The sequence below is a fragment of the Glutamicibacter arilaitensis Re117 genome, from assembly GCF_000197735.1.
GTDB lineage: Bacteria > Actinomycetota > Actinomycetes > Actinomycetales > Micrococcaceae > Glutamicibacter > Glutamicibacter arilaitensis.
Genome location: NC_014550.1, coordinates 3,745,773 through 3,770,559, shown reverse-complemented (window position 1 = coordinate 3,770,559; position 24,787 = coordinate 3,745,773). Strand labels below are relative to the sequence as shown.

The window sequence follows — 24,787 nt, the reverse complement described above, 5'->3', positions numbered from 1 at the left end:
GCGTGTTATTTCAACCTGTCTGCCAAGGAGTCCCGATGAGCGAGAACTTCCCAACCCAGCGTCGACGGCGGATTCTGGATAGAGTTCGTGCCAACGGTGCCGTCAAGGTAGCCCAGTTGGCTGAGGAATTTGGCGTTTCGCACATGACAGTGCGCCGTGACCTGGACCGCCTGGTCAAGGACGGCGAATTGCATAAGGTCCACGGAGGCGCACTGCTCCAGGAATCTGCGTCTGCTGAAGAGCCGGGATTCCAGCGCAAGTCAACTCTGCAGTTGCCGCAGAAGGCGGCCATTGCCCGTGCGGCGGCGCAAATGGTTGAACCAGGAATGTCCATCTCCCTTACGTCGGGGACTACGACCTATGAGGTGGCCCGTCTGCTGCGGGCAGTCCCCGGCCTCACGATTGTGACCAACTCTCCGCGCATCGCCGACCTCCTACAAGATGCCCCGGCTGCAGGCCAGACCGTGCAGCTCACCGGTGGCCTGCGAACGGTATCCGACGCGTTGGTCGGTCCACTGGCCACTGCGGCCCTGCGGACACTGCACGTCGACCGATGCTTCATGGGGGTCCACGGGTTCAGCGTCCAGGACGGAATCACGACACCGAACATGCTCGAGGTGGAAGTCAATCGACTTTTCCTGGAACGCTGTGACAGCCGCGTGGTCGTCGCGGATTCCAGCAAATGGTGCTTGGCCGGTTTGTACTCCAGTGCTCCATTGCACGAAATCGACACACTCGTCAGCGACGACGGCTTGGACGAGACGGCCGTCGAGGAACTCCGCCAGCACATCGAGAACTTGAAAATTGAAAAGGTGGTCGAATCATGAGCGTTACCGGCAGGATCCCTTCTGGCCTGATATCACACCGGGTCCATCACCTGGCCGATGGCCGCGAGGCGATCTTCTTCGCCGATGCCAATGCCATCGCCCCCGAACCGGCACCCGACGCCAGGGCGCTGGATCCGCGTGGGGAACCTGGACAGCTGCGCTACGACCGGTTGACCGGAGACTGGGTAGCCGTCGCGGCCCACCGGCAGTCGCGCACCTACCTTCCGCCCAAGGAAGAATGCCCGCTGTGCCCTAGTACCCAGGGCCGCCACAGCGAAATTCCGGCCGAGGATTTCCACGTGGTGGTTTTCGAGAACCGCTTCCCCTCGCTGGGACCGGATCTGGGCCGGATCCCGGCCGCTGCTCCGGTGCAGGTTCCTGCCCCGGCCTATGGCCGCTGCGAAGTCGTGGTGTTCACCCCGGAGCACGAGGGTTCCTTCGCCTCGCTGGATGATGCCCGGGCGCGCACCGTCATCGACGCGTGGGCGCAGCGTACCGCGGCCCTGTCGGCGATGGAAGGCATTGCCCAGGTGTTCCCATTCGAGAACCGAGGCCAGGATATCGGCGTGACCCTGCACCACCCGCACGGACAGATCTACGCCTACCCCTACCTGACCCCGACCGCCACCAAGATGGCCGCCCAAGCGGTGGGCCACCTGGAGAAGACCGGACGCACCCTGATGGGCGAGATCCTGGACTTCGAACGCAAGGAAGGTACGCGCATGGTTGCTGCCGGCGAGCACTTCTCCGTGTTCGTGCCCTTCGCTGCACGCTGGCCGTTGGAAGCGCACCTGGTGCCGCATCGCCACGTGCCGGACTTTGCCGCGCTCAATGAGGCGGAGAAAGACGAGCTGGCCGTGATGTACCGCGATCTGTTGCGCGGATTCGATGCCCTCTATGAGACTCCCACCCCGTACATTTCCGCCTGGCACCAGGCGCCGGTGGCAGGCAAGGAACGTGAAGCTTCCCGCCTGCACCTGCAGCTGACCAGCCCGCGCCGGGCCGCCGACAAGCTCAAGTTCCTGGCCGGCTCCGAAGCGGCCATGGGTGCATTCATCAACGACGTTCCAGCCGAGCAGACCGCGGCACGACTGCGCGAGGTCATGCCATGAGCATCAGCAACTCCAAGGAAACCACGCAGCGCATGGCCGCTTTGCACCAGAAGTTCGCCAAGATCTACGGGCACCAGCCAGAAGGCATCTGGCGCGCCCCGGGACGGGTTAACCTGATCGGCGAGCACACCGACTACAACATGGGTTTTGTGCTGCCCTTCGCCATCGACAAGAATGCGCTGGTGGCTGTGCGCCGCAAGACGCAGCTTGACGCGGATCGCCAGACACTGGATTTTGCGTCTACCTACGGGTCAGGGGAACACCCGCCGATCACCTCCATCACCTTCGATGAGCTGGTGCCGCGCGCGGTTCCCGGCTGGGCAGCGTACCCGGCGGCCGTGCTCTGGGCGCTGAACCAGCTCGAAGGGGTGGAACTCGGCGGGATCCAGCTGCTGGTGGACTCCGATGTTCCGGTGGGTTCGGGACTGTCCTCCTCGCACGCCCTGGAAGTGGCAACCATCGTGGCGTTGGATGACCTCTACGAGTTGGGCCTGTCCAAGGTGCAGATGGCGCAGTTGACCCAGCGCGCCGAGAATGAGTTCGTCGGCGCCCCGACAGGCATCATGGACCAGAGCGCCTCGCTGATGTCCCACGCCCAGCACGCCCTGTTCCTGGACTGCCGTTCCATGGAAACCCAGGCGGTGCCACTGCCGCTGGCACAGCACGATGCGGTGGTGCTGGTGATGGACACCCGGGTGGAGCATTCGCATGTTGATGGCGGGTACGCCGCCCGGCGAGCCAGCTGCGAGCAGGCCGCCGCCGCCTTGGAAGTCCAGTCGCTGCGCGAAGTCACCGTCGTGGCCGAGCTTGAAGCCATCGAGGATCCGGTAGCCAAGCGGAGGGCCATGCACATCGTGACCGAGAACCGCCGCGTGCTGGACACCGTCTTCGCACTGCGCGAAGGGGACCTGGACGCCGTGGGCAAACTGCTGTACCAGTCCCACGAATCCATGCGCGATGACTATGAGATCTCCAGTGAGGAACTGGACGTTGCCGTGGAAGCTGCGATGGCCGCCGGAGCCATTGGCGCGCGCATGACCGGTGGAGGTTTTGGCGGCAGCGCCATCGCATTGATCAAGCGCGAGCACATCGATAAGGTTAGCCAGGCGGTGCGTGAAGCATTTGACCAGGCCGGCTATGTTGAACCGGCTATTTTCACCGTGATCGCAGACGAGGGAGCAGGAAAAGCATGAGTTGGCTAGTGACCGGCGGAGCCGGGTATATCGGATCGCATGTGGTTCGCTCGCTGTCCGCTGCGGGCCTTGACCCGGTGGTCGTGGACTCGATGGCCAGTGGCGTGCGCGGCTTCGTGCCCGATCAGGTTCCGTTCTACCAGCTGAACATCCTGCAGACCGAAAAGCTCGTGGAAATCATGAAGCGCCATGACGTTTCCGGGGTCATCCACCTGGCCGGCTACAAGTACGCGGGCGAATCGGTGAAGCACCCGTTGCTGGCCTTCGAGCAGAACGTCACGGGCACCGCGCATCTGCTGGAAGCCATGGAGAGCTCCCGCGTGCACAATATGGTCTTCTCTTCTTCGGCCGCCGTATACGGCACCCCGAATGAGGACCTGGTTACCGAAGCCACCGGCACCTTCCCCGAATCCCCGTACGGGCAGAGCAAGCTGGTGGGCGAATGGCTGATTCGTGATCAGGGCGTTGCCGCCGGGCTGAAGCACACCTCGCTGCGCTACTTCAATGTGGTCGGTTCGGGCAGCGACGAGCTCTACGACGCCAGCCCGCACAACCTGTTCCCGCTGGTCTTCCAGGCATTGAATGCGGGGAAGACTCCGAAGATCTTCGGCACCGACTACGGCACTGCCGATGGCACCTGCGTGCGCGATTATGTGCACGTGGCAGACCTCGCGCTGGCCCATGTCGAGGCCGCGAAGAAGCTTGAGGCGGATGCGCCGCTGGAGCCGGTCTACAACCTGGGTTCCGGCGATGGCGTTTCGGTGCGCCAGATCATGGACGCGGTGGCCAAGGTGACCGGCATCGAGTTCAGCGCCCTCGAAGAGGCCCGCCGCCCCGGGGATCCGGCGCGCATCGTTGCCGATGGCACATTGGCCGCCCGCGACCTGGACTGGAAGATGCGCCATAGCCTTGAGCAGATGGTGCACAGCGCGTGGAAGGCTTCGGCCCGCCGCTGACGCACCCAGCACGAGGCTGACGCGTCTGGGCCCTGCTTGGGCCTAGGCGCGCAGCCGTGCGGCGATCTCATCCATGGTCTGCGCGATGGCCAGAGACTGAGCCAATGGCATGACCGGGGACTCGGCCAGGCCATCGGCAATGCACTGGGCCACGTGGGCCGCCTCCCAGCCCAGGCCTGCGGCAGGGGAAGTTTCGGTGAACTCGCGGCTATCTACGATATTCCCGTCGGCACTTCGCAGGACCAAACCTGATCCGCAGCAAATCGGACGCTGCAGTTCCAAGGTTCCCTCGGTTCCGGCAATCCATGCGCTCTGCGGCGATTCCGTTTCGATGCTGCTGAACACGGTGGCCGTCGAACCGTCTTCATTGGCAAGGACCGCGGTGAAGGACGCATCAACGCCGGTTTTGGCTAGGCGCCCCGAGGCATGCAGGAGCTGCTTGGCGGGGGAGACCATGGCGCTGAAGGCGATGGGGTAGATGCCCATATCCAGCAAGGCCCCGCCGCCCAGCGCCGGGTCGTAGATCCGTGACTCGTAGTCAACCGGGAACTTGGCGCCGAAGTCGGCTTGCACGGTGATGATCTGCCCCAGCATCCCGGAGGCGATCACCTGGGAAACTACATTGCCGATGGGCAGCAGGCGCGACCACATGGCTTCCATGGCAAACACCCCAGCGGCCTTGGCGGCCTGGACGATCTGGGCACTTTGCTGGGCGTTCAGGCTCAACGGCTTCTCCACCAGCACGTGCTTGCCCGCCGCGATCGCCTGAAGTGCAAGTTCTGCATGCCCGCTGTGCGGGACCGCAATGTAGAGCACATCTACTGCCGGGTCTTCGAGCACCTGGGCGTAGGAGCCGTAGGCGCGCGTGCCATCATCCCCGTAGGTGCGGGCGAAATCCTCCGAGCGTGCCAGGGTGCGCGATCCGATGGCGGCAAGCTTGCTCTTGGTCAGCTCCTTGAGCGACGTGGCGAACTGCGAGGCGATCCAGCCTGGCCCCAGGATCCCCCAGTTCAGCGCCGGCGCCGTAGAAGGATGGGGCAGAACGGACTGGGGCAGCGCTAGGCTCACGGGGGATCTCCGATGGCAGGAAAAGCAGGGTGACTACTACTCAGACTAGTTCAGCCAGCCCCTGCGGGAAAGGGGATTTTGAACGCCGATTAACTATTTACCGGTCGGTAACTTGTGGCTAGGATGGCTGCATGCAGGCCCAGTACTCCAGCGCCGAAATGGTGCGCATCCTGATCACCGCCAAGGACACTGTCCAAGCCACGGTTTATGCCCCCGCGGTTGCTCCCAAGGCGGTGCTGGTTGTGCACTCGGCCACCGCCACCCCGCAGGGTTTCTACCGCGCCTTCGCGCAGCATGCGGCGGCCAACGGGCTGGTGGCCATTACCTATGACTACCGCGGTACCGGGCGCTCGGGTCCGCCCAAGCAGAACAGCCGCTTCAAAATGCGCGACTGGATCCAGCAGGACGCGCCGGCGGTGGCGCACTGGGCCAAAGACCGGTACCCGGACCTGCCGCACTACGCTATCGGGCACAGCCTCGGCGGACACGCGCTGGTGCTGGGCTTCGGCACCGAGCACCTGGATGCAGCGGCCATCATTTCCAGCCATGTCAATCCGCACCATCAAGCCATGGCAGGAACGGCTGCGCGTCATCATGGTGCTGAAAGTGCTTGGCCCGGTACTCAGCACGATATTCGGCTACATGCCCGGTACCAAGCTGGGACTGGGCGAGGACATGCCCCGTGCGGCGATGATGGAATGGTCTGGGTGGGCGCTCAAGAAGAACTACTTCTTCGATGATCCGAGCATGAACGCTGCCCAACGGGCCGCGCGGACTACCGTTCCGATTCTCGCCGCAGGGGCCAGCGATGACCTGTGGGCTTCACCGCGGCAAATGGATCTTCTCACCGCCCAGCTCAGCGCAGCGAAGGTAGAGCGGAAGACCTATACGCCGGCAGGTCTTTCGGTCAAGAGCATCGGCCATCACGGACTGATGCGCCGAGGCGTCGGCACCGGAGCATGGGATGAAATTCTTGCCTGGCTGCAGGATGCAAGCCAGAAGGCACAGTAGCTTCTAGAACTGCACCGCGTTAGCCAGCACCGGCAGTTGCTTGCGCGCGGTATCGATCAAATCCAGATCCAGATCAACCAGCAGCAACTCGGGCTGCGTGCCAGCCTGGGCAATGACCCGGCCCAGCGGATCCACTGCGATGGAGTGCCCCACGCCCAGCGGCGCGGCACCGCTGATCTTGCGTCCCACGCTTTCTGGATCCGCCTGGTCTACCGCCAGCACGAACGTCGTCGAGTCCAGGGCGCGGGCCTGGGCCAGCGTGGTCCACTGCTGGACCTTGCCGTCGCCCTGACCCCACGATGCACTGACAATGCATACACTAGCTCCGGCCTTGGCATGATGCACGAAAAGCTGCGGGAAACGCAGGTCGTAGCACGTGGCCAGGCCGATGCTCGCGCCCTCATGCTCGAACTGCACCGGAGCATCCCCGGGGGTTACCGAGTCCGATTCCAGGTAGCCGAACGCATCGTAGAGATGGATCTTGTCGTAGTGCGTATCTACCTGCGAGCCGGCAACCAGCAGGGTATTGCGTACCCGCTGATCAACTCCGGGAGTGAACATTCCTGCCGCGATGGTAATGCCGATTTCGCGGGCCTGCTGCCGCAGCAGGGTTGCCCACGGGCCATCCAGCGGCTGGGCGTATTTGGAAATATCGTGGGCAAAGGACACCTGCATCGCCTCGGGGAAGACCACCAGTGAAGCACCAACCTCCTTGGCCTGGCGTGCGTAGTCGCGTACCGTCACCAGATTGCGCTGCGGGTCTGCGGTGCTAAGCACCTGTGCCAAAGCGATTCTCATGGTGGGTTCCTTTCCTGCGGCTAATAAGGGGATATGCACCCACTTGTCGACTTTACGCAGTAGCGGTGCGCGAAGCTACATTTGGGCCATTTGCTGTTCTTCACGACCCTTGGACACCGACATGACATCCTGCTGGCGCTCGCCGTCAACCTTGGCGGCCAGATCATTCAGCTGCCCCATTGATTCGTTGGACAACCGGATGTCCAAGGCCTGCAGATTCTCATCAAAATGCTCAATGAAGCGCGTACCCGGGATCGGGGAAACGGCGACCTGATACTGGCGGGCCTGCTCGTAGACCCACGCCAGCGACACCTGTGCGGCAGTGATCTGCTCGCGCTGCGCGACATCACGGATTACCTGGCGCAAGGGTTCGTTCTGCTCCATGCGGGCAGCTTCAAAACGCGGGAAGTTCCTCCGGATGTCATGGGCTTCGAGCTGCTCGAGGGAATCCACTTCGCCGGTGAAGTATCCGCGACCTAGCGATGCATAGGACACCAGCCCCACACCGAGCTCGCTGGCGGTCGGCAGCAACCAGCGTTCGATATCGCGGCTGAAGATCGAGTACTCCATCTGGATCGCGGTAATCGGGTGGACTTGGTGGGCGCGGCGCAGTTCATTGGAAGTCACCTCGGACAAGCCGATATGGCGGATCTTGCCAGCTTCAACCAATTCCTTGTATGCGCCGACAGTGTCTTCGATCGGCACGCGCGAATCCACCCGGTGGTAGTAGTAGAGGTCGATGTGCTCTGTACCCAACCGCTGCAGGCTTTCGTCAACGCAGTTCTTGATGAATTCCGGATCGCCGTTGGCGCGGGGATCACCCGGATTCTTTGGCCTGATGATTCCCGCTTTGGTGGCCAGCGTGACTTCCTCGCATCGGGTCTTCAGTACCTGCGAGAGCAGTTTCTCGTTGTGGCCCTCCCCGTAGATATTGGCAGTATCAAGGAAGGCGACCCCGCGATCCAACACGTGGTTCAGCGTGCGCAAGGACTCTTGGTCATCTGCAGAACCGTAGGGTCCGCTCAGCGACATGCAGCCAAAACCCTGGGCGTTGACGTTCAACCCTTGGCCGAGGTCGATGCGAGTTGCGATCTGCTGATTGGTCATGAGGATCCTTCTCGTTGTCATTTCAGTCCGAAGTCGAGCCTAGCGAAGGGGCGGACACATGGCACTAATCTGCGAAACTATTTAGCTTCATGAACATTAACCCTGGCGACACGCCGTGCTTGAATAACTTCTGACATGGCGTAAGAGACGGTGTCTCAGTTTGGTGTGATGATCTCAGCGTAAAATTTTGCCCATGGGCAATGTGGTTCGCGATCGGGTGCGCGAGAAGATGAAAGCCGAGTTGGCGCAACAGGCATACGCCGTGTTCGCCGAACGCGGCATGGAGAATGTGACCGCACAGCAGGCCGCCCAGGCAATCGGCATTTCCCGGGCGACTTTCTTCCGGTACTTCTCCTCGAAGGAAGATGCCGTAGTAACTGCCTTGCGTTCGATGAACGTCCACTTTTCCGGCATGGTAGCCTCCATGTCCTCCGTCTCGGGTGAAAGCCTGCTCGAACTGCTGCGCCGTAGTTTCGAAGCAACCGTCGTGGCTGCGGAGCAAGATCCGCAAAGCATGCGTGACCGTATCGAATTGGTCTGGAGCACCCCTGCGCTGCGATCCAGCTGGCAGGAATCCCGGCGTGAACAGCAGATGTCCTTGGCCCAGGCGCTTTCGCCCTTTTGCGCGAATCACCGACTGGCCGAAACTTCGGCCCTTCTGGCTCTGACCTTGTTCGATCATGCGCTTGTACGCTGGCTTGATTCTCCGCAGCGCACCCTGCGCGAGGTCTTGGATGAGGCCTTCGATTTCGCTGCGATGATTGACGACAAGTGGGCCGTGAAGTCCTGATCCTGCACGCTTAGCGAGGCAAGCGCAGTACTTCCAAGGCGTTCGGGAAAGTGGTAGGCCGTTGAGAATCCTCAGCTGGGCATGACCTGAGGCATCTGAAAGTCCGCCGAACAAACGGTTGATGATCGGATCTTGCGCCCTAGGCAAGATCGCTGTGCTCGGGTACCTTGCGCACGTAAGCTGAACCTACCTAGAAGTCGCAGGTGGCTTGCTGGGATTATGATCAGAGGTGGATCCCACCGAGTTCCCAAGCAAGATAGAGAGCACCAACGAATGAGCATGGAAAGTGCCGCTTGGCATTCCCTTTGGAAACTGTCAGGTGACAAGGGCAAGGCCTACGCGTCCACCACGCCTAAACGAGTGCTCGGCTTCGCCGCCGGCTACAAATCACGCTTGCTGGTATTCGTGCTCTTCTCCATCCTGGCCGCAGTGCTCGCCGTCATCACGCCGGTGCTCGCCGGCCGGGTAGTCGATGAAATCGTGGCCCAGTCCGGGATTCGGATCATCATCAATCTCGCGCTGATCATGGCGGTCATCGCGATCCTGGACTCAGTGGTTTCCGTGGTGGTCCGCTGGTTCTCTTCGCGATTGGGCGAGGGAATCATCTACGACCTGCGTACCGCGGTCTTCGAACATGTGCAGAAGATGCCGGTCGCATTCTTTTCCAGAACCCGTACCGGTGCACTGGTCAGCCGCTTGAACAACGATGTCATCGGTGCGCAGTCCGCTTTCGCCGGAACACTTTCGGGTTTGGTGTCCAATACCGTGGCGCTGATTCTCACCGCGGCGGTCATGTTCACCACCTCCTGGCAGGTCACGCTCATCGCGCTGGTGCTCTTGCCGATCTTCTTGCTTCCAGCCCGCCACTTCGGCAAGTCCGTGGCACTGCTTCGCCGTGAATCTGCGGAACTGAATGCAACCATGGGCAACCAGATGACCGAACGCTTCTCCGCTCCCGGCGCCACCTTGATCAAACTCTTCGGCCGCCCCAAGGACGAGTCCGAGCAGTTTGCCCTGCGTGCGGGCAAGGTCCGCGACATCGGCGTGAAGATGGCCATGCGCCAGTTCTACTTCGTGGCAGCGCTGACCCTCGTTGCCGCGCTGGCCCTGGCCTTGGTCTATGGTCTGGGCGGCATGTACGCGGTGCGCGGGGATTTGGCCGCCGGCGATGTGGTGGTGCTGGGCATGCTGCTCACTCGGCTCTACACTCCGCTGACCGCGCTGGCCAACGCCCGCGTGGAAATCACCAGTGCGCTGGTCAGCTTCGACCGCGTCTTCGAGGTGCTTGACCTTGAGCCGCTGATTGCCGATGCGCCCAATGCCCGCGCCTTGGACGCAGGCCCGGTCAGCGTGAAGTTCAACCAGGTCAATTTCTCCTACCCGAGTGCGGATAAGGTTTCGCTGGCTTCGTTGGAAGAAGTGGCGGTCTTGGATACTCGCGGCGGCGAAGAAGTGCTGCACGACATTAATTTCGAGATTCCTGCCGGGCAGACCTTTGCGCTGGTCGGCTCCTCGGGCGCGGGTAAGTCCACCATCGCTTCGCTGCTGGCACGCCTGTATGACGTGGATTCGGGCAGCGTGGAATTGGCTGGCGTGGATATCCGCCAGCTGAAACTCGGATCGCTGCGGTCCACGGTGTCCATGGTGACCCAAGATGGCCACCTGTTCCACGAGAGCATCCGCTCCAACCTCACCTTGGCCAGGCCCGAAGCTACCGAAGAGCAGATTTGGGAAGCGCTGGAACGTGCCCGGCTCAAGCCGGTCATCCAGTCGCTGCCCGACGGCCTGGATACCGTAGTGGGTGAACGCGGCTACCGGCTGTCGGGCGGCGAACGCCAGCGCATGACCATTGCGCGCCTGTTGCTGGCCGCTCCGCAGGTAGTGATCCTCGATGAAGCCACCGCCGCGCTGGACTCGGCCAATGAAGCTGCGGTCCAGGCCGCGCTGGGCGAAGCCTTGGAAAACCGTACGGCGCTGATTATTGCGCACCGCTTATCCACCATCCGCTCGGCCAACCAGATCCTGGTGGTCGAAGGCGGGCGCATCATCGAACGCGGAACGCACAGCGAATTGCTGGCCTCGGGCGGACGCTACAGCGAACTGTACGAAACCCAGTTCGCCCAGTAGGGCTGCGGCGGGCTAGTCCACCGCGGCGACCAGCTGGCGGCCCAGCTTTTCGGCGGCCTCCTGAAGTTCTGGGACGGCGCTGGCGATGAATGCCTCGTCGACGCGGGTGACCGGCCCGGAGACCGAAATAGCCATCGGGGTCGGGGCGCCGGGTACGGGGACGGCAATGCAGCGGACCCCCAGCTCCTGCTCTTCCTCGTCGATGGCGTAGCCGCGTTCGCGGGTGGCTTCGACATCGGTGAACAGCTTGCCCAAGGTGGTGATGGTGTTCGCGGTCTTCGGAGGCATGCCCGCCTGCGAGACCAAACGCTGCACGCGCTCGTCATCGAGCACCGAGAGCACTGCCTTGCCGACCCCGGAATTGTGCAGCATGGCGCGGCGTCCGACTTCGGTGATCATGCGCATCGAGTGGGCTGATTGCACCTGTGCGATGTAGGTGACCATATCGCCATCGAGCACCGCGATATTCGCCGATTCTCCCAGCTTCGAGACCAGGTCCTTCAGGGCAGGGGAAGCAAGGGCGCCCAGTTGGCGGTTCGCCACCTCGCCAAGCCGGATCAGCCGCGGGCCCAGCGAATAGCGGCGGTTGGGCAACTGTCGCACGTAGCCCACGCCCACCAGGGTGCGCAGCAGGCGGTGGATGGTCGGCAATGGCAGGGGAGTGTCAGCGGCAAGTTCACTGAGCGCAGCCTCGCCGCCGGCGCGGGCGATGACTTCCAGGAGCTCGAATGCGCGTTCGACGGATTGGACACCGCCGGTGGTGGACTTGCTGGAAACCTGCGTCATCTTTGCTCCTCATAAAGGCACTGGTTTTTGGAAGTGCTCTGTGCATTACTTCTGCAATGCGAAATCCTAGTCCCAAGAATAGCGCAAAATCAGCCATTCCTTCCACGATCCGAAATTAACCGAGCAAAAAATAGTGCCCGGGGCCACAAGACACTCTTGCATTTTCATTTTGAGGATAATAGTATCCACTATACGGAAACTTTTTACAGGAGGAACTGATGGCAGCACCAAGCCCGGGGTATTCATTGACGCTTCGCGTACAGACGCCAGCTTCGATCACCGCGACCAGCGAACTGGCCAGTGCTGTTGGCTCGGCCGGCGCCCACATCACCGCCTTGGACGTCACTGAATCGCACCACACCCACATGGTGGTCGACGTTTCCTGCAACACCACCGACGTCTCCCACAGCGAAATCGTGCGCGATGCGCTGAACAAGCTCGATGGCGTGACCGTGCGCAACATTTCGGACCGCACCTTCCTGATGCACCTGGGCGGAAAGCTCTCGGTCACCCCCAAGGTGGCCCTGCGCAACCGCGATGACCTCTCCCGCGCCTACACCCCTGGTGTTGCCCGCGTGTGCTTGGCCATCGCCGAGAACCCCGCCGATGCACGCAACCTGACCATCAAGCGCAACACCATCGCCGTGGTCACCGATGGTTCAGCCGTCCTTGGCCTGGGAAATATCGGCCCAGCCGCCGCCCTGCCGGTCATGGAAGGCAAGGCCGCGCTGTTCAAGCAGTTCGCCGACGTCGATGCCTGGCCGGTCTGCCTGGACACCCAGGACACCGATGAGATCGTGAAGATCGTCAAGGCTCTGGCCCCGGTCTACGGAGGGGTGAATCTCGAGGACATCGCCGCACCGCGCTGCTTCGAGATCGAAGCCCGGCTGCGCGAAGAACTGGACATCCCGGTCTTCCATGACGACCAGCACGGCACCGCCATCGTTACCCTGGCTGCCCTGCTCAATGCGGTGAAGGTCGTGGAGAAGAAGATCGCCGACCTGCGCATCGTCGTCTCCGGCGTGGGCGCCGCCGGCAACGCGATTATCCAGCTGCTGATGGCCCGCGGGGCGAAGAACATCATCGCCTGCGGACGGGCTGGGGCGATCAACCGCAGCGAAAGCTATGCCGATGCGCATCGCAGCTGGCTGGCGCAGCACACCAATCCGGAAAACTTCACCGGATCCCTCAAGGAAGCCATGGTCGGCGCGGATGTCTTCATCGGCGTTTCGGCACCGAATGTGCTCGATGAGAACGACATTGCCGCCATGAACGAGCGCGCAATCGTGTTCGCCATGGCTAACCCGGATCCCGAGGTGGACCCGGAGATTGCCGGCCGCCATGCGGAGGTCGTCGCCACCGGCCGCAGCGACTTCCCCAACCAGATCAACAACGTCCTGGCATTCCCAGGTTTTTTCCGCGGGCTGCTGGATGCAGGGGTCATCGAGATCACCGACGCCATGCTCCTAGCCGCAGCGGATGCCATTGCCGCTCGGGTCAGCGCATCAGAGCTGAACCCTGGATTCATCATCCCGTCGGTGTTCGACCCACAGGTCGCTGCCGATGTCGCTACAGCGGTGCAAGAAGCGGCGGCCGGCAAGTAGGCCCCGCGCGCAAGACCTTCAAGGTGCACGTCAACGCACCGATCATTGGAACAGAGCACAAGAAGCAAGGAGCAATCCATGAGTATTGAAATCACCGCCATCCCCGACGTCGCCGATGCGCAGCAGATCCTCTCGAACGAAGCCCTGGCGTTCATCGAGAAGCTGCACCAGAAGTTCGCCGGCACCCGCGACGAGCTGCTCGCCGCCCGAGCTGTACGCCGCCAGCAATTCTCCGCCGCCAAGTCCATCGACTTCGATCCGGAAACAGATTCCGTGCGCACCGGCGACTGGAAGGTCGCCGAAGCCCCTGAGGCGCTGCGCGACCGCCGCGTGGAGATCACAGGCCCGGCCTCCCCGGCCAAGATGGCCATCAACGCGCTGAACTCCGGTGCCAAGGTCTGGCTGGCCGACCTGGAAGATGCCTCGACCCCGAGCTGGTTCAACGTCATCGACGCGATTTCCAACCTCTCGGCCGCCGCCCGCGGCACCTTGGCCTTCACCGATGCGAAGAGCGGAAAGTCCTACGCGCTGCGCACCGACGCGCCACGTGCGGTCGTCGTGGTCCGCCCGCGCGGCTGGCACCTGCCGGAGAACAATGTGCGCATCGACGGCAAGCCTGCCGTTGGCGCATTGGTGGACTTCGGCCTGCACTTCTTCCATAACGCGAAGGTGCTTGCCGAATCCGGCCAGGGACCGTTCTACTACCTGCCCAAAATGGAGCACTACCTGGAATCGCGCCTGTGGAACGAGATCTTCACCTTCGCCCAGGCCGAGCTGGGCATCGCCCACGGCACCGTGCGCGCCACCATGCTCATCGAGACCATTCCGGCGGCCTTCCAGATGGACGAGTTCCTCTACGAACTGCGCGATCACGCCGCGGGCCTGAACGCCGGACGCTGGGACTACCTGTTCTCGATCATCAAGACCTTCCGCGAAGCCGGCGAAGCATTCATCATGCCGGACCGCTCGGCCGTGTCGATGACCGCGCCGATGATGCGCGCCTACACCGAGCTGCTGGTCAAGACCTGCCACAAGCGCGGGGCCTTCGCCATGGGCGGCATGGCCGCCTTCATCCCGAACCGCCGCGAACCGGATGTCACCACTGCCGCCTTCGACAAGGTCCGCGAGGACAAGACCCGCGAGGCCAATGACGGTTTCGACGGCTCCTGGGTGGCACACCCGGATCTGGTGGAACTGTGCAAGGAGATCTTCGACGCGAAGCTGGGCGAAAAGCCGAACCAGCTCGATCGCCAGCGCCCGGAGGTCGAGGTCACCGCAGCCCAGCTGCTGGACGTGGCCAGCGCCCCCGGCGATGTCACCGAGGCCGGCGTGCGCGCGAACCTCTACGTGGCGGTCAACTACGTGGCCGTGTGGCTTTCGGGCAACGGTGCGGTCGCCATCCACAACCTGATGGAAGATGCCGCCACCGCGGAGATCTCCCGCTCGCAGATCTGGCAGCAGATCCGCAACAAGGTGGTCGCCGCCGACACCGGAAACACCATCACCGCCGAACTGGTTGCTGGCATTCTCACCGAAGAGGTTGAACGCCTGCGCTCGGAGGTCGACAATGAAGAGCACTTCAACGCCTACTACCAGCCGGCAGCGGAACTAATCGCGAAACTGACCAGCGGCAAGGACGAGGACTTCGCAGACTTCCTCACCACCGGTGCCTACGAACTCTTGGAAAAGGAGTACGTGACCAAGCCATGAGCAACACCTTCGATGAGTCCACGCTTGCCAGCATAGAAGCCAAGCTGGCAGCCACCGACCGGCTGCTGGAAAACTCCTACCCGGGAGAAACCGGAGCCCGCCAGCCGATCCACACCGTGTACGTCCCAGGGGACAAGTACAACGCGGATCTGCCTGCCGCTTGGGGCGCCAACGCCCTGGCCACCGCGGGCAACGCCGTCGGGCTGGCCAAGCTGGCAGCCAAGTTGAACCTGGCCGAACCGGACCGCCTGGGCGAACTGGTGGCCGCGAAGCTGGCAAGCGAACCCATCGAAGATCTGCGCCTCGATTTCGAGGACGGCTACGGCAACCGCACGGATGCCGAGGAGGACGCCGCAGTGCTTGCCGCGGCCGACTCGGTGACCGCGGCGGTGGCCGCCGGCAAGGCCCCGGCCTGCATCGGCATCCGCTTCAAGTGCTTCGAAGCCCCGACCCGGGGCCGGGGCATCCGCACCTTGGACCTGTTCCTCAGCCGCTTGCTGGCCAACGGCCCGCTGCCCGAAGGCCTGCGCCTGACCCTTCCGAAGGTCACCACGGTGGCGCAGGTCGAGGCCATGGTGCACCTTGCCGAGCAGGTCGAACGGGTCCATGGTCTGGAAGCTGGACGGATCCGTTTCGAGGTGCAGGTGGAAACCCCGCAGGTCATCCTGGCCGCCAACGGAACCCATCCGGTAGCCCAGCTGATCGCCTCGGGCAAGGGCCGGGTCTCCTCGCTGCACTACGGCACCTACGACTACTCCGCCTCGCTGGGCGTGGCCGCCGGCTACCAGTCCATGGAGCACCCGGTGGCAGACTTCGCCAAGGACGTCATGCAGGTAGCCGTGGCCGGCACCGGCGTGGAACTGTCCGACGGCTCCACCAACATCATCCCGGCCGGCGACCCGGAGAACATCGCGGCCGTCTGGGAGCTGCACGCCCGTCTGGTGTCCCGCCATCTGGCCCGCGGCATCTACCAGGGCTGGGATATGCACGAGAACCAGCTGGTCACCCGCTACCTGGCCACCTTCGCATTCTTCCGCGAAGGCTTGCAGGCAGCTGGCACCCGGTTGCGCAACTACGTCCACCAGATCAACTCGGCCATCATGGACGAGCCAGCCACCGCATGCGCCCTGGCCCGCTACATCCACCGCGGGGTCGCCTGCGGTGCGGTCACCGCCGACGAGGTCACCGAACTGGCCCAGATCACGCTGCCCGAACTCGAGGCGATCGCCTTGAACCGCTCCCACGCCTAAGGACTGCACCATGACTGTTCCAGCCATCCAGAACTCCTCGTCCTATTACTCGAACTTCGGCGGCCACCCGCCGCAGAGCGACCTGCTCACCGACCGCGCCATCGTCACCGAGGCCTACACCGTCATCCCCAAGGGCGTGCTGCGCGACATCGTCACCAGCGTCTTCCCCGAGTGGACCAACACCCGCGCCTGGGTGCTCAACCGTCCGGTTGCCGGTGCGGCCACCACCTTCTCCCAAGCCATTGTAGAAGTTGCCCCGGGTGGCGGCGCCACCAAGCCGGAACCGCAGGCTCAGGTGCAGGGATTCATCTTCGTGCTCACCGGCCAGCTGACCCTTCTCATCGAAGGCACCGAGCATGTGCTGGTGGACGGCGGTTTCGCCTACCTGCCAGCCGGCGCCACCTGGTCAGCCCGCAACGATGGCACCGAGCTGACCAGCTTCCACTGGCTGCGCAAGCGCTACGAAGCGCTCGAAGGAGTGGCCGCACCGGCTCCCGTGGTGGGCAACGAGCGCGATATCGAACCTGGCCCGATGCCGGGCACCGATGGCAAGTGGCGCACCACCCGCATGCTGGATCCCAACGACGTCGCCTTCGACTTCGGCGTGAACATCGTGACCTTCGAACCAGGCGCATCCATTCCGTTCGCCGAAACCCACGTCATGGAGCACGGCTTGTACGTGCTTGAAGGCAAGGGCGTGTACCGGATGAATGGCGACTGGGTCGAGGTCGAGGCAGGGGATTACATGTCCCTGCGCGCCTTCTGCCCGCAGGCTTGCTACGCCGGTGGCCCGGAGAACTTCCGCTACCTGCTCTACAAGGACCAGAACCGCCAGATCGCGTTGTAAGCGTTCATTTCCAGAGACTGCCGGGGCCGCACCCCGCGCTGACCCGCCGATTATCGGCACACCGTGTCCTTTTCATGTTCCAGTGATGTTTCCTTTGCTCGGACGTGGTGGGCTGACGGCAGGGTCGCGCGGGATACGGCCTTCGGCTTTGGAATCCCGGGGTTGTTTCGTGAGGGCTAAACCATCATTCGGAACTCTTCATCACACACATCGGCAATACCGGTCCCATCCCCTGAAATCGCGGGCCCCACCAAATCGACCAACGTTGGTTGATCTGGAAGTGGGTTGCGACCCTGTACCCGTGGGAGAGTGAAATCGACCAACGTTGGTCGATTTCAAAGTGGGGATCAAGCCCGAAAAGCGCAGGCAGCACTTTAGTTGTTTCCGCAGGAAAGTTAGTGGATACGGGTTCGCGTCTTTTCGTGCAAATCCGGGCAGGCGATACGGTTCCGCCGAGATCATGAGTTGATGCCCGACCATATCGATGACCCGACCCAAGCGTTCGTCCGTGGACAGGGCATCCGGATGGTCCATTTGTGGACCTGCAATCGGAGAAAAACAACCTCTGCTTGTAATTGCTGAAACTGCAATATGTAATTGTTGAGTTCTTCGACGATCTGAGAATCCGCGTGATTCGAGGGATCGAAGGTAGTCGTTCGTAATTGTTGAAAACGAGCCAGTTAATTGTTATCAGTTGAATGTTGCTCCGCAATGATCACGACTCCAACCGTGATACGCACTGTTGTGGTGACTATCCACTGCCCAGTCTAAGCGTGCCGGGCCGGCGATTCGCCACTTCAAAGCAAGCAATGTTCCGGCTATCCGCTGAAGATCAGCCGCCACGTGTGCGTGCAGTGCGGTGAGAGATGGTTTGCAGTTTCAGCCTCGCGCTTCTGTGTCGCAGGGGCGGAAGCCCCGAGGAGCATCTCAACGCCCCAGTTCGGTGCGCAGCGTAGCCAGCGCGTGGTCCCAGGGAATGCGTTCCTGCTCAAAGCGCAGTCCGCCTTGGGCGCGCAATAATTTGTAGGCCTCGACCTCCTTGGGCTGCAAACCGGAGGGCGCTGCCCGGGTTAGTCCCTTGGCATGGGGCACCGCCAGCTGCGCGAAGCGCTGAAGCGTGCTAGGGTCCATCATCACCGAGCGGGCATCGGGCCGCACGCTGCGCAATGACGCCAGGATTGCCAGCCCATCCAGATCCAGATCGCCCCAATACAGCAAGTTTGCGGCCGCCACCCAGGGGATCGGCGCGCACCAGCGCACGTCATAACCACCCCCGTGCAGTGCAACCACCCCGGGCAGTTCGGGCAGAGACAGCAGGGTCTGCAAGTTTTCCACGATGAGCACGGTCCGGGCCGACAGATCGAGCCGGCTGAGCGTATCCGGGCTTGCCATGAGCTCTCCCATTCCCGCGGGAGCCAAGCGCGGGTCCAGGAACCTGACGCGGTAGAGCTTGGCCGGGGCCAGCAGCCCCAGGCCGGGATCGCCTCCGGTGGCAACGTGCAGGGTGCGCACAATATCTGCATGGCGTTCGAGCCACTTGGAGTCAATGCCCTGAACCGGAAGCTGGCGCGGATAAAGACCCGAGTCCGGGTGTGCGGTCAGCCAGGCGAGGACATGGAAGACCCGCTCGAAATCCTGGTGCGGCAGGGCTGCTGCCTTGCCGATGATCCGGGCCAGGGCACGGTCGAAATCCTCCCGTGCCCCGGAATCCCGCGGTGCCAGCGACTGCAGGCGCAACGCCCGGGCACGGTATAGCTCCCACTCCTTGCCACGGTTCAGGAAACGGGCCAGCGCCGCGGGCGACTGTGCGGACAGCCGGACGGGGATGCTTTGCGTCCCGGTGTTCGGCCAGCGCCGCTGCTCCCAGTCGATCTGCAGCCCGTCAACGGCCACCGCGCTCCACTGCTTCAGCCACCCGGCCACCGCGGACATGTCGGCGGCGGCTTTCTTATCGGTGGGCGGCTTCAGCCCCAGCGCTACCGGGGAGGTGGCGTCAAAGGGCCGCACCGACCAGGCCGCCAGCTTGCGCCGGTACAGCGTGGACAGGCGTTCGCGGGCCTCGGCCACGGTGATCATGCCGGGGACCCGTCGATTTCAGCGCCGAAGTCGAACAACGCCTCGACGGCAGGGGCGGCTTTCTGCTCAGGTGCGGCCTCCTCCTGTTCCTGCTCGCCGTCGGCAAGCTCGAAGGGCACCTGGGCAATATGCGAGGCCTTGGAGTCTTCGCAAGTCACCAGCGCCACCCCGCCCACATAGTCCTCCAGGGTGCGCAGCAACTTCATCGGGGTGGCCAGGATCATGTGGAACCCGAACTCGGTGAAGATGTCCATCGCGGTGCGGGTGAAATTGCTGTCCGCCTTGTCGAAAGCCTCATCCATGACGATCGAGGCGTAGGCCGGCAGCTTGGACTCGCCGGCCAGCTGGTAGCGCAGCGCCGCGGCCAGGCAGAACACCACCAGCTTCTGCTTCTGCCCGCCCGAACGGCCCGCGCCGGAGTCGTAGACGTCCAGGACCTGGTGTTCGGTGTCCACCTCGATGGCGGTGAAGCGCACGTGGTTGCGCACATCCAGCACCTGCTGCCGCCAGGAGCGGTGGGCCGCCTCCGAGGAGCCCAGCTGGGTCATCAGCCGGGCAAGCACCGCAAACCGCGCCTCTGCCTCGGCACGGTCTTCCTCCGGGGCCAGCGCCCCGGTGGTGACGGTATTCAAATCGCGCAGGAACTGGGTGGCCATTGCGGGACGGGAATCCTCCACCCGGATCTGCAGGTAGCGGCCGGGGGAGTACTGGCTGCGCAGCAGCGAGGAGTTGATCGGTTCGATGCGCCGGCGGATCTCGCGCACCGCCCGCTGGATCACTTCGCGCAGCGCGGCGATGTTCTGTTGCGTCTGGGTCCGCAGCATTTCGAAGAAGCGGTTCTCGAATTCGGGAAGCCGGTCGGCTTCCAGCGCGCCGAGCAGGCGCAGGTAGCCGGCGCGGTCCTCCACGGATTCGGCCAGGTCCGCAGAGGCTTCCGGCCAGGAGTGCTTGAACGCGGAGATGGCCTGGAACATCTGCTGCTGCAACTCGGCCATGCGATTGCGCAGCTCGTCCTTGGACTTGGACAGGGAGCTCTGCGCCTTGCGGGCATCGGCCTCGATGGACTCGTGCGTGGTGGTGCGCTGGGTTTTGACCTTTTCGAAGACCTCGCGCAACGCGGCCGCGATGGGTGCCGGCACCGGGGAGGCCGGCAGCTCATCCAGGCGTTCAAGTGCCGCGCGCAGGTCTTCGAGCCGGCTTTGGGCACCGAGCTGGGCTTTTTGGGTCGCCTGGTGCGCGGTATCGGCGCTCGCTTCGCGCCCCAGCGCGAGCTCCAGCTGGTGCTGCGCGGCGCGCAAATCCCCGTCGTCGGCCAACAATTCGGCCCGGCTGCCTTCAAGGTCCGCGACCCGCCGCTGCTGGCGCGCCAGGTCGATGTGCTCCCAGGGCAGGCGGATGAGGTCTTCGGCCACGAAGCGGCGCTTGGCCAGCAACGCCAGTTGTGTCTTGGCCTGGGAATCGGCGCGCTGGCAGCGTTCCAGCAGCGACGCTGCGGACTTGAGATCCAGCTGGAGCTGTTCCAGCTTGGCGTCGGTGTCGAAGCCCAGCACCCAGTGGCGGCGGTCATCCACCCGGCGCTTGTCATTCTTCTCAAAAGAGGTCGGCCCGCGCTTGACCTGGCCCGCCAGGGTGACGCCGCGGGCCACCTGGGCCAACTGATCAGCGTCATTCACGCAGGCGTAGTCGTAGCGTTCGGCCAGACGCGCCTGCAGCCAGTCATGCATGGGCGAGGTGGCCACCTGCACCCGGTACACCAGGGAGTTCTGCGCCGAGGGGCGGCGTTGAGCCGGGGCCTGCGGGCCGATCGTCTCGAATTTCAGCGAGGCGTTCAGGTGGCGGGCGTTGACCGCCCGCGAGACCGCGAGGGTGTGCGCGGATGGCACCAGCATCACCAGCGCCAGCGGGCGCAGCACGCGTTCGATGGCGCCGGTCCATTCGGCGTGGGATGCTTCGACCTGGAGCAGCTCGCCGGCAAAGCGAAGCGTGTCCGGGGACAGTCCGGTGTCCTGGCAGATCATCGCACGCGCGGCCAGCAGGTCGCGCGGCAGGTTGGAGCGCCTGCATGTCGCGCTCGATTTCCGTATGCGCTTCGCGCGCCTTCAACACGTCTTCGGCCGCGGCGGAGGCCTGCAGCTCCAATTGCTGCTGCTCGGATGAGTTGCCTTCGAGCAGGCGGGTGCACTCGCGCACCAGCTCGGCGTACTGGGCGGCATCGGCGGGCATCGCCAAGTCCACCGAGCCCAGCTTGCGTTCCAAATCCGTGCTGTCGGCCTGCACCCGGTTCAGGTCCCGGCGGGCGGCGTCCAGCTGCGCTTCGATCAGCGCCAGCTGCGCCCCGCCCTGCTGCGCCACCGCGGCCCGGTAGTTCTCGGAGTGTTCCCTGGCGCTGTGCAGCGCCTCGGAGGCTTCGCGCAGTTCGCGTTCGCGCTTTTCGGCCAGCCGTTCGGCTTCGTTGATCGCCTGCACTGTCAATTCGCGGCGGCGGGCGTGGGTGTAGTCATCCAGGCTCTCCAGCAGCAACGAGGTGCGCTCGGCCTGGGTGCTAGCCGCGGCATAGTCGCGGTCCTGATCGCGCAACGGGGACAGATGCTCGACCTGCCGGCGTGCACGCAGCACCGCGGCGTGGGCTGCATTCAGCTCGGTGAATTGGTCCACCGCCGCGTCGGCCTTGGCGAAGGTCTCCGGTTCATCCAGCATGAATTTGCGGAACAGCTCATCGAGCGAACCGAGGTTCTTGGCCGATTGGGTCTTGTGCAGCAGCAGCGCGGCGCGCTCGCCGGTCAGCCCCAGGGTGCGGGCGATGCGCCGGGCAAAGCGGGAGTGTTCTGCATCCACCGTGGCGTCCGGGAACGCGGCCTTCAGCTCGCGCATCTTCAGCCCGTTAGCGGCGAAGGGCTCCAGATCGGCCAGTGACAGGCTGGCGCCGGTCAGCAGGGAGAGGTCCTTGACGTCGGCCGGGGTGTTTTCCCCGGCTTTCAGGTGGAAGAGCTTGACCAGCGTGTGACGTTGCCCGCGGCCGTTGGCATAGCGCAGCAGGATACCGGACCAGGTGGCCTTGGGACGCAGATACTGGCTGGTGATTTCGCCGGTTTCGCCATCCGCGCTGCGCCGCCAGGCGCCGCGCACGTAGGTGAGCACCGAACGGTCGGAGCCGCGCGTGCCGGTGTCCGCCGCTGCCGCGTTGAACCGGGTCTTGCCGCGCGGGGTCAGCACGGCGCTGATCGCATCGACCAGCGAGGACTTGCCGGAGCCGGATTCGCCGGTTAGCAAGAAGCCCTTGCGCGGCACCTGAACCGAGTGCAGCCCGCTAAAGGTGCCCCAGTTGGCCAGTTCAATGTGTTCCAGGCGCCACTGCCCTGGGTGTATCGCCGCGCTCATTTAGTCTCCTCAGCCTCGTCCTGCTCCAGCTGCGCAATGACCCGCGTGTTACCCGCCAGCCGCTGGTATTCCTCCTGCACAGCCTGGATCTGCTCGGTGGAGAACACCAGACGCAGGATGGGCGAGATTTCCACCCGGTCCTCGGTGTCGGTGCGCACCAGCAGCGAATGCTTGAGCATCTTGGTCCACGCTGAATCCACGCGCTTGCGGAACCCTGCCTCGTCGGTGGTGTCCGATGCACGGTAGCTGTTCAGATGGTCGTAGACCTCGTCGCGGCCGATGAACACGCGCGTGGCACCCGATCCGCGCAGCAGCTCGCGGCGCAGGAACAATAGCAGGGCGCTATCCATGAACGTCAGCGGCATGGTGCGCACCACCTGCGGCGCCTCGATCGCTGCCTGCGGGGCATTGCGCACGAACGCCACCCCGAGGGATTCATCGAGCACCAGGTCCAGGAACAGGTCGGCCAACCGCGAACGCAGCGCGGCGGTGTCGGTCAGCAGGATTTTCCAGGCCTCCGAGTGGCGTTCTGCCGACAGGTAGGGCCCCTTGACCAGTTGCACGAGCACGCGGCGCGATCCGGCGGCCAGTTCGCCCAAGTCCCCGGACCACAGGCTGGCATCCCGGTTGGCGCTGTCATCCACTGCCTGGTCCGTCGGTGCAGGATTCTCGGTCATGAAATCTTCTCCTGGAAGAGGAAACGGGGGACGGTGGCCTGGCGGGTCTGCCCGTCGCTGGCCCAGTGCACCGGTTCGGGTTCGCCGCCGGCACGCACGCCGTGGTTTTCGGCGAGCACCAGCAATCCCACTACGGAGGCGATGCCCTGGGTGGCGGGAAACTTTTCCAGAACCTCGGCAATGGTCGCGGCGCCCTGCTGGGCGAGCACCGCATTGACGTTCTCGCCCAGTTCGGCAAAGTCGATTTCCGAGGCGCGCACCGCCTCGCGCAGGGCAGCGAGATCCGCGGTCCCGGTGTCATGGATGTGCAGCGGCTGCGCGGTCTGCGATTCGCTGGGGTTGTGCAGTTTTATCGCGCTGGGCGAGGCGATCTGCAGTCCGGTCAGCTCCAGTTCCAGATCAAGCTTGGTGAACGGGCGCAGCGTTTTCGCCGCCTGGACGGCCGCGGCCATGGTGCCGCGCAGCTGGCGGTGCACCGCGCGTTCCTCGGCCAATTCCTCGGATTGGACGAAGCGGCGCAGGCTGCGTCCCAGTGCGGTCATGACGTCGCTGATGTCTGCGCTGGAGCGCTGTATGTCAGGCAGCAGGTCGCGCAGGGACAGCCGCTGGGAGTCCCTCAGCTTGCGCGCGAAGGGCCGGGCGAGCAGCTGGTCGATGTCGTCATCCACCGCCACGGTCCGTTCCGGATCCAGCAGCAGGGCGTGGAAGGCGGCGAAGGACCGCCCGGCATCGGATTCGGAGAGCAGGTCCACGCCGCGGAAGATGTCATCTAGCACGCTGCCGCGGGATTCGGGCTCCTCGATCAGCTGGCTGCGCAGCGAGCGGTTGATCATCTCCAGCTCGGCACGCACCCGGGCGAAATCTTCGGGCAGTGCGCTGGCCAAAGACAGGATGTCCGCGGCCGCATCCACCGAACGCTGCTCATCGACCTCGGTGAGTTCGCCCGCGGTGAGCGCCTGGATGCGGGCATCGATGGCATCGCGTTCGGCTGTCAAGGCCGCCACCCGCCGGGAAATATCCGGGTCGGTGTCCACGTTCAATGCGCGCACGCGCTGCACGATGGTGGCCAGCCGTGATTCGGTCACCGAGGTGCGCGGGGTGGCCAGGTCTTCGATGAAACGCAGCGCCGTCAGGGCGCCGTCGCTGAGTTCGTACAGTTCTTCGCGGGCCTCGCCGGGCCGGCGCACCAGGTATCCACCGGCCAGCCAGGTGCGCACATAATTCTGTGCAGATTGGGGCAGGTCGAATCCGCGGTCGCGCAGCAGGTCGAGATCCGCATCAACTGCTTCCATGAGCTCCGGTGCGGGAACCTGGCGGCGCTGGCGGGAAAACCTGGCGCCGAGAATCCCGAATGCCACCGGGGCATTGTCGGCGCGCAGCAGCGCCCACGCAGGACTTTCGCCTAGGAGCCGCTGAGCGGTGAGAGCGGCGTAGACTGCAGACATGCCTACAAGCCTATCGGCCTTGACC

Annotated in this window: 21 protein-coding genes; 12 read left to right on the top strand and 9 right to left on the bottom strand. The window is 63.9% G+C overall.

What is annotated here, in order from left to right; translation table 11 throughout:
- The first annotated feature begins 35 nt into the window (after nucleotides 1-35).
- Genes AARI_RS17885 through galE form a run of 4 tightly spaced genes read left to right on the top strand, consistent with a single transcriptional unit; the run spans nucleotide 36 to nucleotide 4,088 of the window.
- Nucleotides 36-827 (top strand): DeoR/GlpR family DNA-binding transcription regulator, encoded by a 792-nt coding sequence (locus tag AARI_RS17885; RefSeq protein ID WP_013350641.1) that lies wholly within the window; start codon nucleotides 36-38, stop codon nucleotides 825-827.
- Nucleotides 824-1,939, top strand: a complete 1,116-nt coding sequence (gene galT / locus AARI_RS17880; RefSeq protein WP_013350640.1) for a galactose-1-phosphate uridylyltransferase — start codon at nucleotides 824-826, stop codon at nucleotides 1,937-1,939. Before AARI_RS17885 ends, galT begins: the two co-directional genes overlap by 4 nt.
- Nucleotides 1,936-3,132 (top strand): galactokinase, encoded by a 1,197-nt coding sequence (gene galK, locus AARI_RS17875; protein ID WP_013350639.1) that lies wholly within the window; start codon nucleotides 1,936-1,938, stop codon nucleotides 3,130-3,132. Before galT ends, galK begins: the two co-directional genes overlap by 4 nt.
- Complete coding sequence (galE, locus tag AARI_RS17870; protein WP_013350638.1) at nucleotides 3,129-4,088, top strand: UDP-glucose 4-epimerase GalE; 960 nt, start codon at nucleotides 3,129-3,131, stop codon at nucleotides 4,086-4,088. The genes galK and galE overlap by 4 nt, the downstream gene beginning before the upstream one ends.
- Before the next feature lie 42 nt (nucleotides 4,089-4,130).
- Here the strand turns inward: galE and AARI_RS17865 are convergent, their stop codons facing one another.
- Nucleotides 4,131-5,156 carry a Gfo/Idh/MocA family protein gene (locus tag AARI_RS17865; protein ID WP_013350637.1) on the bottom strand — a complete coding sequence of 342 codons (1,026 nt, stop codon included), beginning with the start codon at nucleotides 5,154-5,156 and terminating at the stop codon, nucleotides 4,131-4,133.
- 131 nt (nucleotides 5,157-5,287) lie between these two features.
- Between AARI_RS17865 and AARI_RS17860 the strand changes: the two genes are divergently transcribed.
- Both AARI_RS17860 and AARI_RS20220 read left to right on the top strand, forming a co-directional pair.
- Nucleotides 5,288-5,896 carry an alpha/beta fold hydrolase gene (locus tag AARI_RS17860; RefSeq protein WP_231849412.1) on the top strand — a complete coding sequence of 203 codons (609 nt, stop codon included), beginning with the start codon at nucleotides 5,288-5,290 and terminating at the stop codon, nucleotides 5,894-5,896.
- Nucleotides 5,799-6,167, top strand: coding sequence for a hypothetical protein (locus tag AARI_RS20220; protein ID WP_231849495.1), 369 nt, complete (start codon nucleotides 5,799-5,801; stop codon nucleotides 6,165-6,167). The genes AARI_RS17860 and AARI_RS20220 overlap by 98 nt, the downstream gene beginning before the upstream one ends.
- Before the next feature lie 3 nt (nucleotides 6,168-6,170).
- On the opposite strand, the gene AARI_RS17855 is transcribed toward AARI_RS20220, so the two are convergent.
- Both AARI_RS17855 and AARI_RS17850 read right to left on the bottom strand, forming a co-directional pair.
- The gene (locus AARI_RS17855) at nucleotides 6,171-6,965 is read right to left on the bottom strand and encodes a carbon-nitrogen hydrolase family protein (RefSeq protein WP_013350636.1); all 795 of its coding nucleotides are present in this window, start codon (nucleotides 6,963-6,965) and stop codon (nucleotides 6,171-6,173) included.
- A gap of 75 nt (nucleotides 6,966-7,040) precedes the next feature.
- On the bottom strand, nucleotides 7,041-8,072 hold the full coding sequence (locus AARI_RS17850) for an aldo/keto reductase (protein WP_013350635.1): 1,032 nt from the start codon (nucleotides 8,070-8,072) through the stop codon (nucleotides 7,041-7,043).
- Between the two features lie 193 nt (nucleotides 8,073-8,265).
- Here AARI_RS17850 and AARI_RS18885 point away from each other — a divergent pair, with 193 nt between their 5' ends.
- Nucleotides 8,266-8,862: a TetR family transcriptional regulator gene (locus AARI_RS18885; protein ID WP_013350634.1), complete on the top strand. Its 597-nt coding sequence runs from the start codon at nucleotides 8,266-8,268 to the stop codon at nucleotides 8,860-8,862.
- Nucleotides 8,863-9,135: 273 nt separating this feature from the next.
- A complete protein-coding gene (locus AARI_RS17840) occupies nucleotides 9,136-10,989 on the top strand; it encodes an ABC transporter ATP-binding protein (RefSeq protein ID WP_013350633.1) in 1,854 nt (617 codons plus the stop codon).
- 12 nt (nucleotides 10,990-11,001) lie between these two features.
- Here the strand turns inward: AARI_RS17840 and AARI_RS17835 are convergent, their stop codons facing one another.
- Entirely contained in the window at nucleotides 11,002-11,775 is a 774-nt protein-coding gene (locus AARI_RS17835; RefSeq protein WP_013350632.1) for an IclR family transcriptional regulator, read from the bottom strand.
- A gap of 218 nt (nucleotides 11,776-11,993) precedes the next feature.
- Between AARI_RS17835 and AARI_RS17830 the strand changes: the two genes are divergently transcribed.
- The 4 genes from AARI_RS17830 to AARI_RS17815 all read left to right on the top strand — a co-directional run bounded on the left by AARI_RS17830 (nucleotide 11,994) and on the right by AARI_RS17815 (nucleotide 17,186).
- Nucleotides 11,994-13,379 (top strand): NAD-dependent malic enzyme, encoded by a 1,386-nt coding sequence (locus tag AARI_RS17830; RefSeq protein WP_013350631.1) that lies wholly within the window; start codon nucleotides 11,994-11,996, stop codon nucleotides 13,377-13,379.
- 78 nt (nucleotides 13,380-13,457) lie between these two features.
- Complete coding sequence (aceB, locus tag AARI_RS17825; protein ID WP_013350630.1) at nucleotides 13,458-15,089, top strand: malate synthase A; 1,632 nt, start codon at nucleotides 13,458-13,460, stop codon at nucleotides 15,087-15,089.
- The gene (locus AARI_RS17820) at nucleotides 15,086-16,339 is read left to right on the top strand and encodes a DUF6986 family protein (protein WP_013350629.1); all 1,254 of its coding nucleotides are present in this window, start codon (nucleotides 15,086-15,088) and stop codon (nucleotides 16,337-16,339) included. The genes aceB and AARI_RS17820 overlap by 4 nt, the downstream gene beginning before the upstream one ends.
- 10 nt (nucleotides 16,340-16,349) lie before the next feature.
- Nucleotides 16,350-17,186: a bifunctional allantoicase/(S)-ureidoglycine aminohydrolase gene (locus tag AARI_RS17815; protein WP_013350628.1), complete on the top strand. Its 837-nt coding sequence runs from the start codon at nucleotides 16,350-16,352 to the stop codon at nucleotides 17,184-17,186.
- Between the two features lie 927 nt (nucleotides 17,187-18,113).
- On the opposite strand, the gene AARI_RS17810 is transcribed toward AARI_RS17815, so the two are convergent.
- From AARI_RS17810 to AARI_RS17795, 5 genes are all read right to left on the bottom strand, one after another.
- Nucleotides 18,114-19,262: a DUF3322 domain-containing protein gene (locus tag AARI_RS17810; protein ID WP_013350627.1), complete on the bottom strand. Its 1,149-nt coding sequence runs from the start codon at nucleotides 19,260-19,262 to the stop codon at nucleotides 18,114-18,116.
- Nucleotides 19,259-19,810, bottom strand: a complete 552-nt coding sequence (locus AARI_RS20215; protein ID WP_231849494.1) for an SbcC/MukB-like Walker B domain-containing protein — start codon at nucleotides 19,808-19,810, stop codon at nucleotides 19,259-19,261. Before AARI_RS20215 ends, AARI_RS17810 begins: the two co-directional genes overlap by 4 nt.
- A 1,168-nt stretch (nucleotides 19,811-20,978) precedes the next feature.
- Complete coding sequence (locus AARI_RS20210) at nucleotides 20,979-22,640, bottom strand: ATP-binding protein (protein ID WP_049862694.1); 1,662 nt, start codon at nucleotides 22,638-22,640, stop codon at nucleotides 20,979-20,981.
- On the bottom strand, nucleotides 22,637-23,317 hold the full coding sequence (locus tag AARI_RS17800; protein ID WP_013350626.1) for a DUF4194 domain-containing protein: 681 nt from the start codon (nucleotides 23,315-23,317) through the stop codon (nucleotides 22,637-22,639). The genes AARI_RS20210 and AARI_RS17800 overlap by 4 nt, the downstream gene beginning before the upstream one ends.
- A complete protein-coding gene (locus tag AARI_RS17795; protein WP_013350625.1) occupies nucleotides 23,314-24,762 on the bottom strand; it encodes a DUF3375 domain-containing protein in 1,449 nt (482 codons plus the stop codon). Before AARI_RS17795 ends, AARI_RS17800 begins: the two co-directional genes overlap by 4 nt.
- Nucleotides 24,763-24,787 lie beyond the last annotated feature (25 nt).

What these genes read in the sequence shown, in the direction of transcription:
- galE (WP_013350638.1), top strand. Translation starts at nt 3,129, where the DNA reads ATGAGTTGGCTAGTGACCGGCGGAGCCGGGTATATCGGATCGCATGTG.
- AARI_RS20215 (WP_231849494.1), bottom strand. Translation starts at nt 19,810, where the DNA reads ATGACCCAGCTGGGCTCCTCGGAGGCGGCCCACCGCTCCTGGCGGCAG.
- AARI_RS17800 (WP_013350626.1), bottom strand. Translation starts at nt 23,317, where the DNA reads ATGACCGAGAATCCTGCACCGACGGACCAGGCAGTGGATGACAGCGCC.
- AARI_RS17830 (WP_013350631.1), top strand. Translation starts at nt 11,994, where the DNA reads ATGGCAGCACCAAGCCCGGGGTATTCATTGACGCTTCGCGTACAGACG.
- aceB (WP_013350630.1), top strand. Translation starts at nt 13,458, where the DNA reads ATGAGTATTGAAATCACCGCCATCCCCGACGTCGCCGATGCGCAGCAG.
- galT (WP_013350640.1), top strand. Translation starts at nt 824, where the DNA reads ATGAGCGTTACCGGCAGGATCCCTTCTGGCCTGATATCACACCGGGTC.
- AARI_RS17815 (WP_013350628.1), top strand. Translation starts at nt 16,350, where the DNA reads ATGACTGTTCCAGCCATCCAGAACTCCTCGTCCTATTACTCGAACTTC.
- AARI_RS20210 (WP_049862694.1), bottom strand. Translation starts at nt 22,640, where the DNA reads ATGAGCGCGGCGATACACCCAGGGCAGTGGCGCCTGGAACACATTGAA.
- AARI_RS17810 (WP_013350627.1), bottom strand. Translation starts at nt 19,262, where the DNA reads ATGATCACCGTGGCCGAGGCCCGCGAACGCCTGTCCACGCTGTACCGG.
- AARI_RS17795 (WP_013350625.1), bottom strand. Translation starts at nt 24,762, where the DNA reads ATGTCTGCAGTCTACGCCGCTCTCACCGCTCAGCGGCTCCTAGGCGAA.
- AARI_RS17885 (WP_013350641.1), top strand. Translation starts at nt 36, where the DNA reads ATGAGCGAGAACTTCCCAACCCAGCGTCGACGGCGGATTCTGGATAGA.
- AARI_RS17855 (WP_013350636.1), bottom strand. Translation starts at nt 6,965, where the DNA reads ATGAGAATCGCTTTGGCACAGGTGCTTAGCACCGCAGACCCGCAGCGC.
- AARI_RS20220 (WP_231849495.1), top strand. Translation starts at nt 5,799, where the DNA reads ATGCCCGGTACCAAGCTGGGACTGGGCGAGGACATGCCCCGTGCGGCG.
- AARI_RS17840 (WP_013350633.1), top strand. Translation starts at nt 9,136, where the DNA reads ATGAGCATGGAAAGTGCCGCTTGGCATTCCCTTTGGAAACTGTCAGGT.
- AARI_RS18885 (WP_013350634.1), top strand. Translation starts at nt 8,266, where the DNA reads ATGGGCAATGTGGTTCGCGATCGGGTGCGCGAGAAGATGAAAGCCGAG.
- AARI_RS17850 (WP_013350635.1), bottom strand. Translation starts at nt 8,072, where the DNA reads ATGACCAATCAGCAGATCGCAACTCGCATCGACCTCGGCCAAGGGTTG.
- AARI_RS17820 (WP_013350629.1), top strand. Translation starts at nt 15,086, where the DNA reads ATGAGCAACACCTTCGATGAGTCCACGCTTGCCAGCATAGAAGCCAAG.
- AARI_RS17835 (WP_013350632.1), bottom strand. Translation starts at nt 11,775, where the DNA reads ATGACGCAGGTTTCCAGCAAGTCCACCACCGGCGGTGTCCAATCCGTC.
- galK (WP_013350639.1), top strand. Translation starts at nt 1,936, where the DNA reads ATGAGCATCAGCAACTCCAAGGAAACCACGCAGCGCATGGCCGCTTTG.
- AARI_RS17860 (WP_231849412.1), top strand. Translation starts at nt 5,288, where the DNA reads ATGCAGGCCCAGTACTCCAGCGCCGAAATGGTGCGCATCCTGATCACC.